This is a genomic window from Saliniramus fredricksonii (genome assembly GCF_900094735.1).
Lineage (GTDB): Bacteria > Pseudomonadota > Alphaproteobacteria > Rhizobiales > Beijerinckiaceae > Saliniramus > Saliniramus fredricksonii.
The window spans coordinates 1,789,094-1,803,507 of sequence record NZ_FMBM01000002.1 but is presented as its reverse complement, the minus strand read 5'-3'; the positions used below and the strand labels follow the sequence as shown (position 1 = coordinate 1,803,507).

Genomic DNA, 14,414 nt, shown 5'->3' with positions numbered 1-14,414 from the left:
ATCATTTAAAATTATTTAAAAGTTCTTGATAGATGCTCTGTGATTTTATATATGTATTTTAGTAATTCAGGAGTGAGGCGTGTCATGAACTTCCATAGCTTTCCTAATTCAAATGTATGGCGAAGCGCAGGCGCGCCGAACCAGGCGCAGGGCTTTTCGACGAACGCGCAGGTTCAGAGCTGGGGCGCACGTGGCCCGTCTGTCGCCAGCGACAATTCCGGTTTCCAGGCCGGCAACAAGTGGGGTAACTCCGGCGGCAATACCGATACCCGCAGCTGGGGCGGTCGCGGCACGGGTGCCCCCGCCTTCGCAGATGATCAGGCGCATGCTGGTGGCGGGAACAAGTGGGGCGCGCGCGGGCCGTCCGTCGTGAGCGGCAACCATCAGTCCCCGCCCGCGCCGAGCTGGAACGGTGGAACGTCATGGAGCACTCCGGGCTCCGATCGGGCATGGGGGGGAGCCGTCTGGGGATCCTCGCACGCGCCGCATCAGATGCCGACCCAATCGGCGCCGCAATGGACTCCCCGCAACTCACCGGAGGTCAGACCCGCGCCGCCGCCGGCGAAGCCCGTTGCGGACTGGTCCTGGGCCAATTCCGGCGCGGCGTCGACCAACGCGCCGAAAGATACGGCATCCGGTTCGGCCAATTGGGCGGCGGGCAACCCGTCCGGCACGACGAACGGATCCGGCGCCCAGGGTGCCGGGATGGGCTGGGCCAATGGTGAAACCGGTTCGCCCGTCGGCGGCGGATCGCAGAATGCCGGCGACGACGATACAACGAGCGGTTCTGGCGCCCAGGGTGCCGGGATGGGCTGGGCCAATGGTGAAACCGGTTCGCCCGTCGGCGGCGGATCGCAGAATGCCGGCGACGACGATACGACGAGCGGTTCTGGCGCCCAGGGTGCCGGGATGGGCTGGGCCAATGGTGAAACCGGTTCGCCTGTGGGTGGCGGATCGCAGAAGCCCGGCGGCAACGGCACGACGAACGGATCCGACGCCCAGGGTGCCGGGATGGGCTGGGCCAATGGTGAAACCGGTTCGCCTGTGGGTGGCGGATCGCAGAATGCCGGCGACGACGATACGACGAGCGATTCTGCTTCCGGCGATGGCGGCACCAGCGACTGGGTCAATGCGGGAAGCGGCAGCGAGAATACCGGCGCTGCCGAAGAGGCCGGCGAGAGCGATCAGACAGATGACGCGACAGCCGACGATGGCGCCGACAGCGATCACACAGATGACGCTACAACCGAAGATAGCGCCAACAGCGACGGGAGCGATTGGGTCGATGCCGGCGAAAATGCGGGCGAGTCGGGAAATGATGCAACCGATTCCGATGCGGGCACGGGAGAGGCCGGCGACGACACCGGCGCTGACGGTGGCGGTGAAAGCGGATCAGGTGAGACCGGATCAGGTGAGACCGGATCAGGTGAGACCGGATCAGGTGGCGAGACCGACACGCAGCCGGTCGAACTCGATTCCACGCAGCAAGTCGATAATATCCGGTTCCTGAGCGGTCTCGTCGGCAATGAATCGCCCAGCGAAGCCGAAGCGACCCGTGTCGTTGAGATCTACAACAGTTTCCGCCTGTCACCGGCGGAGCTGACGAATCTGCAGACAATGGCCCAGAATGCCGCCACCCGGATGTTCGCGACGGAAGGGCAGGACTTCGCCACACATGCACAGAACTGGGCGAATTATTCCGACGAGGAGCGCCAGGGAGCCATAACGGCGTTCTTCGAGGGTATCCGTGACGATCTGGGGCTGGAGACTCCGATCAATTTCTACAATACACCACCCACAGATTCAGGGATGGTCAGCCACGGGCACTACAATCCGGATGATAATTCGCTGAGCGTGAACGTCAATTCGGAGGTTCATGAAACATTTCCGGAAGTGATGACGACCGTGTTCCATGAAATCGTTCACGCTTCGTATTATCAAGATACCGCAGATGTTGCTACTGACGATGTTCCGGCATTGCTTGAGAATGGCGATTTGACATATGCGCAGGCATTGACGCATCTGAATGTCTTTCCACCTCTCTATATCTCGGAAGAGCAGCATGGTCTGGTGAACTACACGCTCAACCCGCATGAGCAGCTGGCCTTTACGGGACAGTATCTCTTCGACCAGGCGATCATTGATGCCGGCTACGATCATGAGCGTGTGATCGAGAGCGGCAACCCACTCTTCGTCAACATGCAGCAACACGGCTTTGCGTGATGTGATCGGTGAACATGGCGGCCATCTCGTCGCCCTGTTCACCGGAGCGCAATCATAAACTGCGTAACCTGCATAAATCGTGCAGGCCGGTACATGACAGGAAAGGATCAGGCATGAGCAACATCACACTTCCCGACGAGATCGCCGAACTGATCGAAGGGCCCATCACGCAAGAGACGCTCGCGCAGTTGCGGGCACATTACAGCATCGAAGCGGGTATCAATGCGCAGAAGAGCAACGAGCTTTTCGAAATCGCCGCCCGTGTCGGCGATCGCGGCGGGCCGGAATTCAAGGCCTTCCTGAGCGAGACCATGGCGGCCTTCCTGATGCGCGGATTCTCGCCGTTGCGTTCGCAAGCGCCGGGGTGAGGACGAGTGGACGGCGGGCCCGGAATAGAAGGCCCACCGTTGCATATAGTCTGCAACAATGCTTAAAAATTATATAAAATATAAATTTATATATAAAATAATCATTTTAAATATGTTGATTTATGTTTAATTGTTAGTTAGTATTCTTTTGAATTATAGTGAGGTTTATCCAATGAGCGTTCAATTCTCGCAGCGTGTCCAAGTCAGCTTTGGTTCTGGTCAGCCGCCCAGTGAGGTCGGAGTTCCTTTCTCGTTGCAGGGGCGCGGCGCGGGAGTGCAGACATTCGCTCAGAGGACGCCACAAAGTGCGCCGACCATCGCACTCAGCGATTCGCACAATCTGCTCCGAGGGCTCGGAGGCTTCGGAAGTTCCGGCGCGCTCTCGGGTCTCATTGAACGGTTCATGCAAAGAGCCGAGCAGCAATTCCAGCAGTTTTCGCTCGCCAACCTTCTTCCAGGCGGCTTCTCCCAGGTCGGCTTCTCCCAAGGCGGCTTCTCCCCCGGCTTCTCCCAGGTCGGCTTCTCCGAAAAACATGTTCGGCATATCCGGATAGAGCCACGGTCATCGTCCCAAACGCCACCGTTCGAACCGCCCGTGCGCCTCCCGCAGCAGCCCGTCGACAGACCATCGACGGACAAGCCCTCGCAGGGCACGGCGCCACCCGCGTCCGAGCCGAAGCCCGAGCCGGCACCAACTCCGAGACCGACGCCCGAGCCGGCACCTGCGCCCAGGCCCAAGCCTGAGCCCAAGCCCGAGCCGAAGCCCGAGCCGAAGCCCGAGCCCAAGCCCGAGCCCAAGCCGGAGCCTGCCCCGATTACGACACCGACACCCGCTCCTGCGCCGGAGCCGAAGCCCAAGCCGGAACCTGTGCCCGAGCCCGTCCCCGCGCCGGGCGCCGGGGCGCCCTCATCCGGTATCGACAAGGACGAACTCGCCACCGTCGAAGCCGTCGACGACATTCTGAAGGGCAGCAATTACGGCAATTCCCTTGGCCAAAGCGATATTGCCGCGTTGAGCAAGATCTATGATGATTTTCGTCTTACCGACAAGACGACGCATCGCTTGAACGATTACGCGACGACGGCGGCTGAAGCCTTCTTCGAAGACACGGCATTCATCGAACATGCGCAGAACTGGGACAATTACAGCCCCGAGCAACGCACGCAGGCTGCACGCGATGTCTGGAAGACCATCAGCCATATCCTGAACGTGCCTGACACGGTCGAATTCGGGACTGTTTCCATGCCGCGTGATAACAAAGGTTTCGGGATCGGCGGATATTACGACAGCAGAAACGAAACAGTTGTCGTCAATGTGCATGACACCGCTCACCCGAATTTCGCCAAGATGACATCGCTCGTTCTGCATGAGGCGACGCATGCCTTGTGGGAACGCGAACTGTCCCATATCCCGATCAACAAGGCCGCTGATATGTTCCGGGATGGTGAGATCACCCAAGAGCAGTTCATGCTCCGGGCCAATCTTCCGCTCTATCTGGATCCCAGAAATGTTTCCTTCGACAAATACACCAGGAATCCGCATGAACAGCTCGCATTCACAGCCGAGATGCTTTACCGCGACGATCTGCGTAACGGCGGGGTCGAGGTCAGGGACAGGCTCCCGGCAGGCGATCCGCTCCAGCAGCGCTTGCGCGACATGAACCTGATCGTGCCGGGCATGGCCATGACTTAAGGGGATCGTAAGAGCTTCGTGCAATCATCGGTCATCTCGATATGACGCGATGCACGAGGTTCCAGCGATGTCCACGTCCGTGACCGTTCCGCCAGACATGGCCGCTCTGGCCCGGCCCGATCTGAGCCCGCAGGACGTTCTTGCCCTGCGGCGACACTATTTCGCGGATAACGCCATCTCCCTGCGCGAGGGCGGGGAGCTCTTCGCCATTGCCGGGAAGATCGGCGATGCGGGCTGCCGCGAATGGCACCAGTTCTTCGCCGAGGCGATCACCGAATTGCTCGTGCACCAGGTCAGCCCGCCGGGCTATCTTTCCGATGAAAACGCGCGCTGGTTCATGGATCGGATCATGGAAGCCGGCCATGTGCTTCTCAAGACCGAATTCGAGACGCTCCTGCGCGTGATGGAGCGCGCGCGCCGGGTCCCCGACTGCCTCGCCGCCTTCGGCCTGAAGCTCGTGGCCGATGTCGTGCTCAGCGGTGACGGCGCCTCCGTGACCGGTGAGCAGCATGCGCCGGGTATCGTGACGAAGGCGGATGTGGAGGCATTGCGTCGGGTGCTCTTTGTCGCGAGCAGCGAGGGATTCGGTGCCGTCTCCCGGGCCGAGGCGGAGGTTTTGTTCGATATCGCCGATGCGACGGCGGATGCCGGGAATGATCCCGCCTTCGCCGATCTCTTCGCGCGCGCCGTCGGCAATCACGTCCTGTGCGGCATTGGCCGGCATGCGCCTTGTCCGGACGAGGCGCGCCGGCGCGAGACCTGGCTGGACGAGAGCCGTTCGTTGAGCAGCGGTATCGGCTCGATCCTGCGCAGCATGTTCGGCACGCGCACGACACCGCCGGTTGCGAGCAGCCAGGCCACGGCTTTCGGCGACGAGGTCGTTTGCGCCGAGGAGGCGCAATGGCTCAAGGGGCGTATCCGGCGCAACGGCAAGATCTGCAACGCGCAGCGCGAATTGCTGCATTTCCTCACGCGCGAGGCACGCCATATCGATCCGATGCTCGACCGGCTGATCGCGGAGGCACGCGCTGCGGAAATCGCAGCCTGATCGGCGCGACCGGGGGCTGGTCAGATCGGCGCGAACCTGCTTGATTGTGCCTGCGCCTCGCGCAGCCCGCCACCGAGCAGACGGATCGATCGATGAGCAAGCAGAACACGGCCCAGAACGACACGCGCGCCAACGCGGACCATGCCGATATTGCAGCCTTGCCGTTCGAAAAGGCGCTCGCCGAACTCGAAGACATCGTGCGCCAGCTCGAACAGGGCAATGTCGCGCTCGCTGATTCGATTCGCATCTACGAGCGCGGCGAGCAGCTCAAGGCGCATTGCGATGCGCTGCTCAAACAGGCCGAGGCGCGTATCGAAAAAATCAATCTCGGCGCCGGCAATGCGCCTGCCGGGACGAGCGCGTTCGATCCGGACGGCTGATTACTCTTTCAAATCCCCGTCCTCGCTTTGCGGTATACCGCTTTCCTCCGGGATGTCGGTGGCCAGATCCGAAAGATTTTCGTCGGTAGGCCGCGCGCTGTCGCGCCGCCGCGCCGCCTTCGCGGCAAGCGCCTTGCGCTCGTCCGGATTCTGCCGTGCCAGACGGAAGGGCGGGGCGGTACCCTCCTTGTCCTCGCCCGCATAGAGGGTGAGGTGCGGGAACGGGATCTCGATGCCGCGCTCGTCGAAAACCTCCTTCACCACCTCGTTATAGGCGCGCCCGGTCGCCCATTGCTGGCCGGGCTTTGTCTTGATGCGCCCGCGCACGATAACCGCGCTGTCAGCGAGTTCGGTCACGCCGAACATCTCGAACGGGCCGATGATGTTCTCGCCATGGTCGGAATCGGCGCAAAGGCGGTCGAAGGCTTCGTGCATGGCCGCCTTCACTTCGGCGATGTTCTCCCGATAGGCCACGCCGATATCGGCCACATGATAGGAGAAGTTGCGCATCATGTTGGAGACCATGTCGACGCTCGAGAAGGGGATCACATGGTAGACCCCGTTCAGATCGCGCATCGAGACCGAGCGGATGGTCAGCCGTTCGACGACGCCGGAAATGCCGCCTGCCGTGACGACGTCACCCTCGTTCATGGCGTTTTCCAGCTGGATGAACACGCCCGTGATCACGTCCTGCACGAGTTTCTGCGCGCCGAAGCCGACGGCGAGGCCGATCACACCGGCACCGGCGAGAAGGGGGCCGATATTCACGCCGATTTCCGAGAGCATCATGATCGCGACCACGACGCTCAGCGTCACGGTGAAGGCATTGCGAAACAGCGCCAGCAGCGTGCGTTCGCGCGCCGTCGGCACCGTGCCGAAATCGGGATTGAGCCGGTACTCGATCCAGGAGGAGACGATCACATAGAGCGCGAAGCCGACGATCAGGATCAGGAGGACGGAAGCCAGTGAGGTGGCGATCAAAGCCCCGGCCCCGCTGGTGATCCATCCCACGAAATCGAAAAGGTCCCAGGCGTGGGCGATCGCGACGACGACGCCCAGCAGCACCGTGATCCGCAGCCCGTAGAGGGCTTTCGGGACGAAGGCGTTCAGCCGCTCTTCGAGCAATGGCATGCGCCGCTTGATATCCTCCGACAGATGCATGCCGCCGGAGATCAGCCGTGAGATGAAGGCGAAGATCAGCATGCCGACGATGACGGCGGCGATGCTCTGTGCGGTAGAGGCTGCCATGAAATTGATTGCGGTACGCGGATGGGCGACCCAGACCATGAAGAAAGCGATGAGATAGATGATCGCCACGATGTGCCAGATCTGCGCCAGCCCCTGTGACAGGCGTCCCACCGTATCGGTCTCGCCGCGCGCCACCCGGCGCTTGAGCAGCGTGGCGACGCTGTTGCGGTTTTGCGCAACCAGCATGATGCCGATGACACAGGCGCTGAAGATGGCAAGCGTACGGATCGCGTCGCCGGATGCGACCGTGAGATTCCAGGTCACGATCGGGGCCACGAACAGAAAGGCATAGACGATCAGGCTGACCAGCCGTGACAGCCAGAAATACCAGTAATGCGCCGTCGCATCGTTCAGCGGGATGAGGCGCAGGGTATCCTTGCGCGGCATCAGGAGCGCACGCATCGCAACCTTGATCCCTTCGGCCACGAGAAACGCATTCAGAAACAGTGTCTGATTCAATGCCGTGATCGTATTGGTGGCAAGCTGGATCGACAGGGTATGGCCGATCAGCCAGGCCAGCGCCACAGTGCCGGCATCGAAGGCGATGGCGCCCAGCGCAAGAGGTGCGCGCCGCAGGATCGGCCGCGATTCGGCCTTGATGGCGAGACGGACGCGCGCCCGATCGGACACAAGACGCAAGAGCCAATAGGCGAAGAGTGTTCCCACGATCACGATGAAGAGCGTGCCCAGCATCCGCATCAGCAGGTCAAAATCCGCCGTCGTCGTATCACGCCACAGGGCGGCTACCGAATCGGCAAAATTCCCCGCCACGCGGAAAAGGCCGGAAATGCTCTCGGCGACGGCCCGCGTCTGCTCCGCCACCTGCCGCGCGAAAGGCACATGTTCGGGCTCCGGCTCGACCGCCGGCGCCGCACTGCCGCGCAGGCGTTCGATCAGCTGTGCGCGTGCTTCGTCATTCTCGAGCAGTTCGATCAGGGCCTCGGTCTGCTGGTCGAGCTCGTTCGTCGCGGCTCCTGCGGCATCGGTCTGGGCCAGCAACGGCTGTGCCGATGCGATCAGCAGGAGGGCCGCCGCAAGGATCGCGATGAGCTGCGCCTTGAGGGTTGCGCCGGCGCGGTCTCGGTCCGTGGCGGGGCAGGGGCGGAACGGGAGGGATGTCAGCATGGTGGTCATGATCAGCCAGACGGGGACGCCGAATGCGCTGCGAGGTCTCGGGAGAAATTGCCGCGCGCACAATGATTGCCGGCAAGCATAGGGGTGGAGGGTCATTATGCAAGGGCATCCCTGCAAAGGGATAGCGGCACCGATACGGTGCCTGCGATCACGAAAAACCGCTCCGCCGGGGGCTTCGGCGGAGCGGCTGGTCGTGCTAGGCTTAGGTTATAAAAAGTTATTGATAAAAACTTGATAATGCATTTGGTTAATCAATGATTATTTTTTAGCATCGTTAACTATAATCGTCAATCAAAAAATCATATTGATAACAAAATATTTTTGAGTATGCATTTAAATTATTCAAAAGATATATATAATTACATTTTTAGCATTATTACGCTGGCGATGCAGTGGATTTGGCCTGAAGCGCGTACGTGCTTTCTGGTTCGCACAAAAAAAATGCCCCGGAGCCGGAGCTCCGGGGCGTTTCACCAGACCTTGGTTATGAAAGACATAAAAAATATAAAAGCAATAACTTGGTGTGATCAATAATTATTTTATAGCATGGTTAATTTCTGATTGCAAAGGAAAACTGATCGGGCGTCACTCGGCCGTGACGCGCGCGACGATGCGGCGAACGAAGGGGGCGACGACGAGTACGGTGGGAAATGCCACGGCCCAGGAACCGAGCCATGAGATCAGCCAGGCCATCGGGAAATCCGGCCCCAGGCCCAGCGCCCGCGCAGTGGCGATGCCCGAGACGATCAGGGACATAAGTCCGGAGAGCAGGAGCCCGAACAGGACCGGCGCGAATGATTTCGGGAGTTTCTTCGACACGGAGAGAGCACCTCGCTTCAACATGCCCCGCCCAAAGGCTTCGGGGACTTGCGCCCGCCGCGGTCGGCGGGCAAGAGTGACGGGATGCAGGCGCCCGAGACGCCCGCCTTTCGACTGGCAATCTGCCCGCTCGCCCGCCCGTGCTCAAGGGCAGGGCAACGGATCGTGAATAACCCATCGAGGAAAACCGGTGACATCTCCCGAGATCTACCTCGCCACCCCGCTGATCGATGCCGGCGCCGAGCCGGCGGCCTTGTGTATGCAGTTGCGCACGATTCTGTCGCTGCTCCCCTGCGCCGCACTGCGTGTGCGCCTCGCCGCCGGCGATGAGCGCGGCCTGACGCGTCTGCTCAAACCGTTCTGCGCTACGGCGCATGAAGCGGGCATCGCCGTGATTCTCGATATTGATGCCGCTCCTGATGCGCTGGCGGGGCTCGACCTTGCCCAGATCGTCACCCGCGGCGGCGCGGACGGGCTGCATCTGCGTGATCTCGCTGCCGCGCGTGACGCGATCGCGCGTTTCGGCGGTGACCGTGCGGTGGGGCTGGCCAATCCGCGCACGCGGCACGAGGCGATGGAGGCCGGGGAGGCGGGGGTCGATTACCTCTCCTTCGGCGAGCCACGCCCCGACGGATCGATGCCGCCCTTCGACGCGGCCTGCGAGCGCGCTTCCTGGTGGGCGGAGATCTTCGAGACCCCCTGTGCCATTTTTTTGCCGGGCCTGGGCGATATCGATGCCGCCCTCGCGACGGGTAGTGAATTCCTCGCTGCCGGAGACGTGGTCTTCGCCCATACCGGCGGGCCGGAAGAGGGCGCGCGTGCACTCGCGGCGGCGCTGGGCGCATCCGGCGATGATCGCCATGACGGTTGAAAGAACAGGTAAGCGCGCGTGACGGGACCGGTCGGGACACATAGCAGCTGGAAATTGCGTGGGCTTCGCCGCATGGCCGCCGCCATCTCCGTTCTTGCGCTGTCGGTGATGCCTCTCCCGCCGGCGGTCTTCATCGCCGCGACGGCAATGGCGCAGGACGCCGGTCCTGACGCAGCCCCCGATGGTGCGATGATTCCTTTCAGGGATGATCCGCTCGCGCCCGAGATGCTGGAACCGGCATCGCCTGCGGATTCGGCGGTGCCCTTCGATGCGCAGGATGACGCGCTGCCCAGCCCCGTCGGCCCTGTGCTGGAGGGGCGTTCGGTGGAGACGGAGGAGGGCGGTGACGCTGCCTATGCCGCCTTCCAGCGCGGCCTTTTTCTGACTGCCTTCATGCGCGCGGCAGACCGCCTGGAAGGCGATCCGGATGATGCGGCGGCGATGACCCTGATCGGGGAATTGTATATCCAGGGACTCGGCCTGCCGCAGGATTTCGAGCGCGCGGCGGAGTGGTTCGCGCTCGCAGCCCGGCTCGACGATCCGGCTGCACATTTCGCGCTGGGCACGTTGCGGCTGGCAGAGGATGGAATTGGTCGCGATACGGCCGCAGCGCGCCGCCATTTCGAAGCCGCCGCCGCAGCCGGACACGCGCCCGCCTCCTATAATCTTGCGCTGATCCTTCTGGAAACCGGCGGCGAGGAGGGGGCGGAGGAGGCGGCACGGCTCTTGCAGCACGCCGCTGATTCCGAGATTCCGCAAGCCCAGCATGCACTCGGGCTGCTCTACCGTGAGGGGCGCGGCGTCGCCGAGAACCCGGCGCGTGCCACGGCCCTGTTCCATCGCGCGGCACGCAACGGAGATCTGGAGGGCATGGTCGAATATGCCACCGCCGTGTTCAACGGGATCGGCGTCGCCCCCGATGAGGAGCGTGCGGCCGCCTGGTTCCGTATCGCCGCCTGGCGCGGAGATGCAACCGCGCAGAACCGGCTCGCGCTGATCCATGCCTTCGGGCGCGGTGCCGAGCAGGATCTGGTCGAGGCGGCATCCTGGCACCTGCTCGCGGCAGGGCAGGGGCTCGATGATGAGCGGCTCGACGAGGCGCTGCGTGATCTTTCAGACGAGCAACTTGCCCGGGCCGAGGCGCTGGCGCGCGATCGCAGCTGGCCCTGATCGCGCGCCGGGGGGGCGTCCCTATGGCCTCGACCCGCCGTCACGGTCGAGCGATTCGTCCGCAGGCGTGGCCTCGTCTTCCGGCTCGTCGCGAAACACCGTCCAGGCGAGAGTGAGCCGGGACAGCGCCGTCATCGCCACGAGGCCGGCGAAGAAATAGGCGATCAGCGCGAAATGGGCGGGAAACAGCATCATCGCGACAAAGGCGATGATGGTCTCGGTACCCTCGGCCAGCCCGATGGTGAAATAGATCGACTTCAGCCCGCGCACCTTCGAATCCATTTGCCGCTTGGCCGCGACGGCAGAGAAGGCGAGGAAGCTCGCGCCGTTCACATAGAAGGTAAAGAGCAGGATCACGGCGGGCATGGCGTTCGCCTGCGGATCGCGCAGCGCGAAGGCCAGCGGAATGGCGCCATAGAAGGCGAAATCGAGCACGATATCCATATAGCCGCCGCGATCCGTCGGCGTGGTGCGCCGCGCCACCGCGCCGTCGAGCCCGTCGCAGAGCCGGCTGAGAGCCAGCGCCAGAAGCGCCGCCGCATCCGCTTCGATCGCCACGCCAAGTGCGCTGACGAGACCAAGCGCGAAACCGGTGAAGGTGACCGTATCGGCGCCGATCCCGCGCAGGACGAGCCGTCCGGCGATCCGGTCCAGCACCGGGTCGATCAGACGGCGCATCATCCCATCCAGCATGGCTTTTCCCCGCGTTGACGAATACTGCGCTGCGGCTTACCACCTTTTTCAGGTTCTTGTCCCCCGATACGAGGTCACGATCATGTACGAGGCCGTGAGCAACGGTGTGCGCATCACAGTCGAGCCACGTTATCTCGACGAGGAATCGCGTCCGCAGGACAGGCGATACTTCTTCGCCTATACGGTCGAGATCGCCAACCTGACCCCCGAGCCGATGCAGCTCCTGCGCCGCTATTGGCGCATCACCGACGGGCTGGGCCGCGTCGAGGAGGTGCGTGGTGACGGCGTCGTGGGCGAGCAGCCGGAAATCGGCCCGGGCGACAGTTTCAGCTATACCAGCGGCTGCCCGCTCGGAACACCGGACGGTACAATGCAGGGCCACTACGAGATCCTGCGTGCGGACGGGTCGCTGTTTCTGGCCGAGATTCCCGCCTTCTCCCTCGACTCACCTCATCTGCGCCGCTCGGTTCATTGACCGAATGCGCCGCTTCGCCAACCGACGGGTATTTCATGAATTCCACACGCCGCACGCCGCTCGACCTGCTCGAGCGCCTCGTTTCCTTCGATACCGAAAGCAGCAAATCGAACCGCGCGATCATTGAATTCATTGCAGCCTATCTCGATTCGTACGGCGTGCCGTATCTGCGCGTTCCCAATGAAGCGGGCGACAAGGAATCCCTCGTCGCCACGATCGGCCCGCTGGTCGAGGGCGGTATCGTCCTCTCCGGTCATACCGATGTGGTACCCGTGACCGGGCAGGTCTGGACGAGCGATCCGTTCGCGTTGCGCGTCGCTGATGGCCGGGCCTATGGGCGCGGCGCGGTCGATATGAAGGGGTTTCTCGCCCTGATGCTGGCTCTGGTACCGGATTGGTGTGCGGCTGACCTCGCCCGCCCGGTGCACCTTCTGTTTTCCTATGACGAGGAGATCTCGTGCCTCGGCGTGATCGATGCGATTGCGCAGTTCGGCGCTGCATTGCCGCGCCCGCGCGCCGTCATCGTCGGCGAGCCGACGGGGCTCGAGGTTGCCGATGCCCACAAGAGCGTGACCGTCTACACCACCCGCGTGCATGGTTTCGAAGCGCATTCCTCAAAGCCCGCACTCGGCGCCAATGCGGTGACGAGCGCCGCCGAACTCGTCTGCGAGATCAACCGGATCGGCGATGCGCTGATGGCGGAGGGCGATTCGAGCGGGCGCTTCGACCCGCCTTATTCGACGGTATCGGTCGGCACCATTTCCGGCGGCACAGCGCGCAATATTCTGGCCAAGGAATGCGTCTTCAACTGGGAAATCAGGGGCTTGCCGGATCTCGATGTCGCAGCAATCGAAAAGCGTTTCTTCGCCTTCAGTGAGACGATCGAGCGTGAGCGCCTCAACCGCTTCGGCGATTACGGGCGGATCGAGACCAGCATCGATGTGCATGTGCCGGGCCTCGCCCCGGTGCCGGGCTCGGAGGCGGAGAGCCTCGCGCTGCATGCTGCGCGCCGCAACGCCACGATCAGCGTCCCCTTCGGCACGGAGGCCGGGCGCTTCCAGGACGCGGATCTCCCCGTCGTCGTCTGTGGCCCGGGCAGCATCGACCAGGCGCACCAGCCTGACGAATTCATCACCCTCGACGCGCTCGCCGCGGGCGAGGCCTTCATGCGGCGGCTGACCGGAATCTGACGGGGGCGCCGCTGATCGCGGCGGGGCTCATTGCATTCAGACCTTGCGATCCTCATGCGCGATGTCGTCTGATGCGTCTTCCTGCTCATGATCCGGGTCATGACCATAGGCGCGCAGATTCAGCGCATCGGCGGCGGAGACCGGTTTCGATTGCTGATCCGTCGTGGCGAGAGAATGTGCGCCTGAACGACGGGCCTTCGCGAGGGTGAGGGCGCGCTGCATGAGGCTGGCGAGTGCGCCCTGGCGTTGGCTCCCGGCGCGGATTTCGAGCTGCATTGCAGCAGAGCGCTCCACCTGCTGAACGGCGGCATCCTTGGGCAACTGCGTGCGCACGGCTGCAGCCGACATCGGCGCATCGGTGCGCTGCAGGGCCGATTGCGAAGACGGCGGTATCGGTTTGGTGACGCCGGAAAATTCCATGCCGCGCCCTCCCTTGCAGCGGTCATGCCCGGACCGCCGAAGACAATGATCCTGTGATCATGCTCCGGAATCGTGAATCAATCGTAAAGAAAATATGAACGCCTGTTGCATTTCAGGCCATCTCATCGCCCCTCGCAGGTATCCAGTCCGCGCTGAAAGGCCATGCCCCTGCGGAATTCGTAGCGGATATTGATGATGTTCATCGAGCCGTCGGCGAGGAAATTGCGCTGGATCGTGATCAGATCCGGCGGAGAGCGATCGAAATCGATGCAATAAGAACCGGCGACATCAAAGACCGGTCGCCAGCGTCCGTCCTGTGACAGGGTGACGTAGGTCCGGCAACCCGGTTGCATGCAGACCGCACCGGGGCGCAGTCCGTCGCACGCAAAACGGTTTTCGTCGAGGATGATATCGGGCATGCCGTCGCGATCGAAATCGGCGAAGGCGACCGCATCCATGGGATTACCGGCATTGCCGCCGAGCAGTGAGCAGCGCCGCGACAGATCGAAGAGCTGGTTGCGGATACGCTCCGGCAAATCGTTGAAACCCAGCCCGTCATCCGCGTGGATAGCCGGTGCCGGAAGCAGGATTCCGACGATGATCAGGAGCAGCCATGGCCGTTTACGCAGCGACATGTCATGAGCATGCCTCGAATCCCTTAAGACTTTGCTTGCCGAGCAAG

The 14,414-nt window shown here is 62.5% G+C and carries 14 protein-coding genes; 9 read left to right on the top strand and 5 right to left on the bottom strand.

All coding sequences use genetic code 11. The features are described from left to right. The first annotated feature begins 84 nt into the window (after window positions 1-84). The 5 genes from GA0071312_RS14755 (at window position 85) to GA0071312_RS14730 (ending at window position 5,712) form a co-directional block, all read left to right on the top strand. Window positions 85-2,223, top strand: coding sequence for a hypothetical protein (locus GA0071312_RS14755; protein ID WP_165604045.1), 2,139 nt, complete (start codon window positions 85-87; stop codon window positions 2,221-2,223). Window positions 2,224-2,336: 113 nt separating this feature from the next. Continuing rightward, window positions 2,337-2,591, top strand: coding sequence for a hypothetical protein (locus tag GA0071312_RS14750; protein ID WP_074445575.1), 255 nt, complete (start codon window positions 2,337-2,339; stop codon window positions 2,589-2,591). Window positions 2,592-2,763: 172 nt separating this feature from the next. After that, window positions 2,764-4,284 (top strand): hypothetical protein, encoded by a 1,521-nt coding sequence (locus GA0071312_RS20375; protein WP_238947235.1) that lies wholly within the window; start codon window positions 2,764-2,766, stop codon window positions 4,282-4,284. A 67-nt stretch (window positions 4,285-4,351) separates the two neighbouring features. Beyond that, a complete protein-coding gene (locus tag GA0071312_RS14735; RefSeq protein ID WP_131817827.1) occupies window positions 4,352-5,332 on the top strand; it encodes a hypothetical protein in 981 nt (326 codons plus the stop codon). Window positions 5,333-5,424: 92 nt separating this feature from the next. Then, window positions 5,425-5,712 carry an exodeoxyribonuclease VII small subunit gene (locus tag GA0071312_RS14730; protein WP_074446225.1) on the top strand — a complete coding sequence of 96 codons (288 nt, stop codon included), beginning with the start codon at window positions 5,425-5,427 and terminating at the stop codon, window positions 5,710-5,712. On the opposite strand, the gene GA0071312_RS14725 is transcribed toward GA0071312_RS14730, so the two are convergent. Next, complete coding sequence (locus GA0071312_RS14725) at window positions 5,713-8,085, bottom strand: mechanosensitive ion channel domain-containing protein (protein ID WP_083204704.1); 2,373 nt, start codon at window positions 8,083-8,085, stop codon at window positions 5,713-5,715. Between the two features lie 594 nt (window positions 8,086-8,679). Next, window positions 8,680-8,913 (bottom strand): DUF2798 domain-containing protein, encoded by a 234-nt coding sequence (locus GA0071312_RS14720; protein WP_338056855.1) that lies wholly within the window; start codon window positions 8,911-8,913, stop codon window positions 8,680-8,682. A gap of 190 nt (window positions 8,914-9,103) precedes the next feature. Between GA0071312_RS14720 and GA0071312_RS14715 the strand changes: the two genes are divergently transcribed. Continuing rightward, window positions 9,104-9,784 (top strand): thiamine phosphate synthase, encoded by a 681-nt coding sequence (locus GA0071312_RS14715; protein ID WP_074445571.1) that lies wholly within the window; start codon window positions 9,104-9,106, stop codon window positions 9,782-9,784. A gap of 72 nt (window positions 9,785-9,856) precedes the next feature. Continuing rightward, the gene (locus GA0071312_RS14710; RefSeq protein ID WP_074445570.1) at window positions 9,857-10,954 is read left to right on the top strand and encodes a tetratricopeptide repeat protein; all 1,098 of its coding nucleotides are present in this window, start codon (window positions 9,857-9,859) and stop codon (window positions 10,952-10,954) included. Between the two features lie 21 nt (window positions 10,955-10,975). Here GA0071312_RS14710 and GA0071312_RS14705 read toward each other — a convergent pair whose 3' ends face one another. Further along, the gene (locus tag GA0071312_RS14705; protein ID WP_074445569.1) at window positions 10,976-11,647 is read right to left on the bottom strand and encodes a CDP-alcohol phosphatidyltransferase family protein; all 672 of its coding nucleotides are present in this window, start codon (window positions 11,645-11,647) and stop codon (window positions 10,976-10,978) included. A gap of 82 nt (window positions 11,648-11,729) precedes the next feature. On the opposite strand from GA0071312_RS14705, the gene apaG reads away from it, so the two are divergent. Both apaG and argE read left to right on the top strand, forming a co-directional pair. After that, window positions 11,730-12,122 (top strand): Co2+/Mg2+ efflux protein ApaG, encoded by a 393-nt coding sequence (apaG, locus tag GA0071312_RS14700; protein WP_074446223.1) that lies wholly within the window; start codon window positions 11,730-11,732, stop codon window positions 12,120-12,122. Between the two features lie 35 nt (window positions 12,123-12,157). Next, entirely contained in the window at window positions 12,158-13,312 is a 1,155-nt protein-coding gene (argE, locus tag GA0071312_RS14695) for an acetylornithine deacetylase (RefSeq protein ID WP_074446222.1), read from the top strand. 36 nt (window positions 13,313-13,348) lie between these two features. On the opposite strand, the gene GA0071312_RS14690 is transcribed toward argE, so the two are convergent. Then, entirely contained in the window at window positions 13,349-13,732 is a 384-nt protein-coding gene (locus GA0071312_RS14690; protein WP_074445568.1) for a hypothetical protein, read from the bottom strand. Window positions 13,733-13,854: 122 nt separating this feature from the next. Further along, window positions 13,855-14,367 (bottom strand): hypothetical protein, encoded by a 513-nt coding sequence (locus GA0071312_RS14685; protein WP_074445567.1) that lies wholly within the window; start codon window positions 14,365-14,367, stop codon window positions 13,855-13,857. Between the last annotated feature and the right edge of the window lie 47 nt (window positions 14,368-14,414).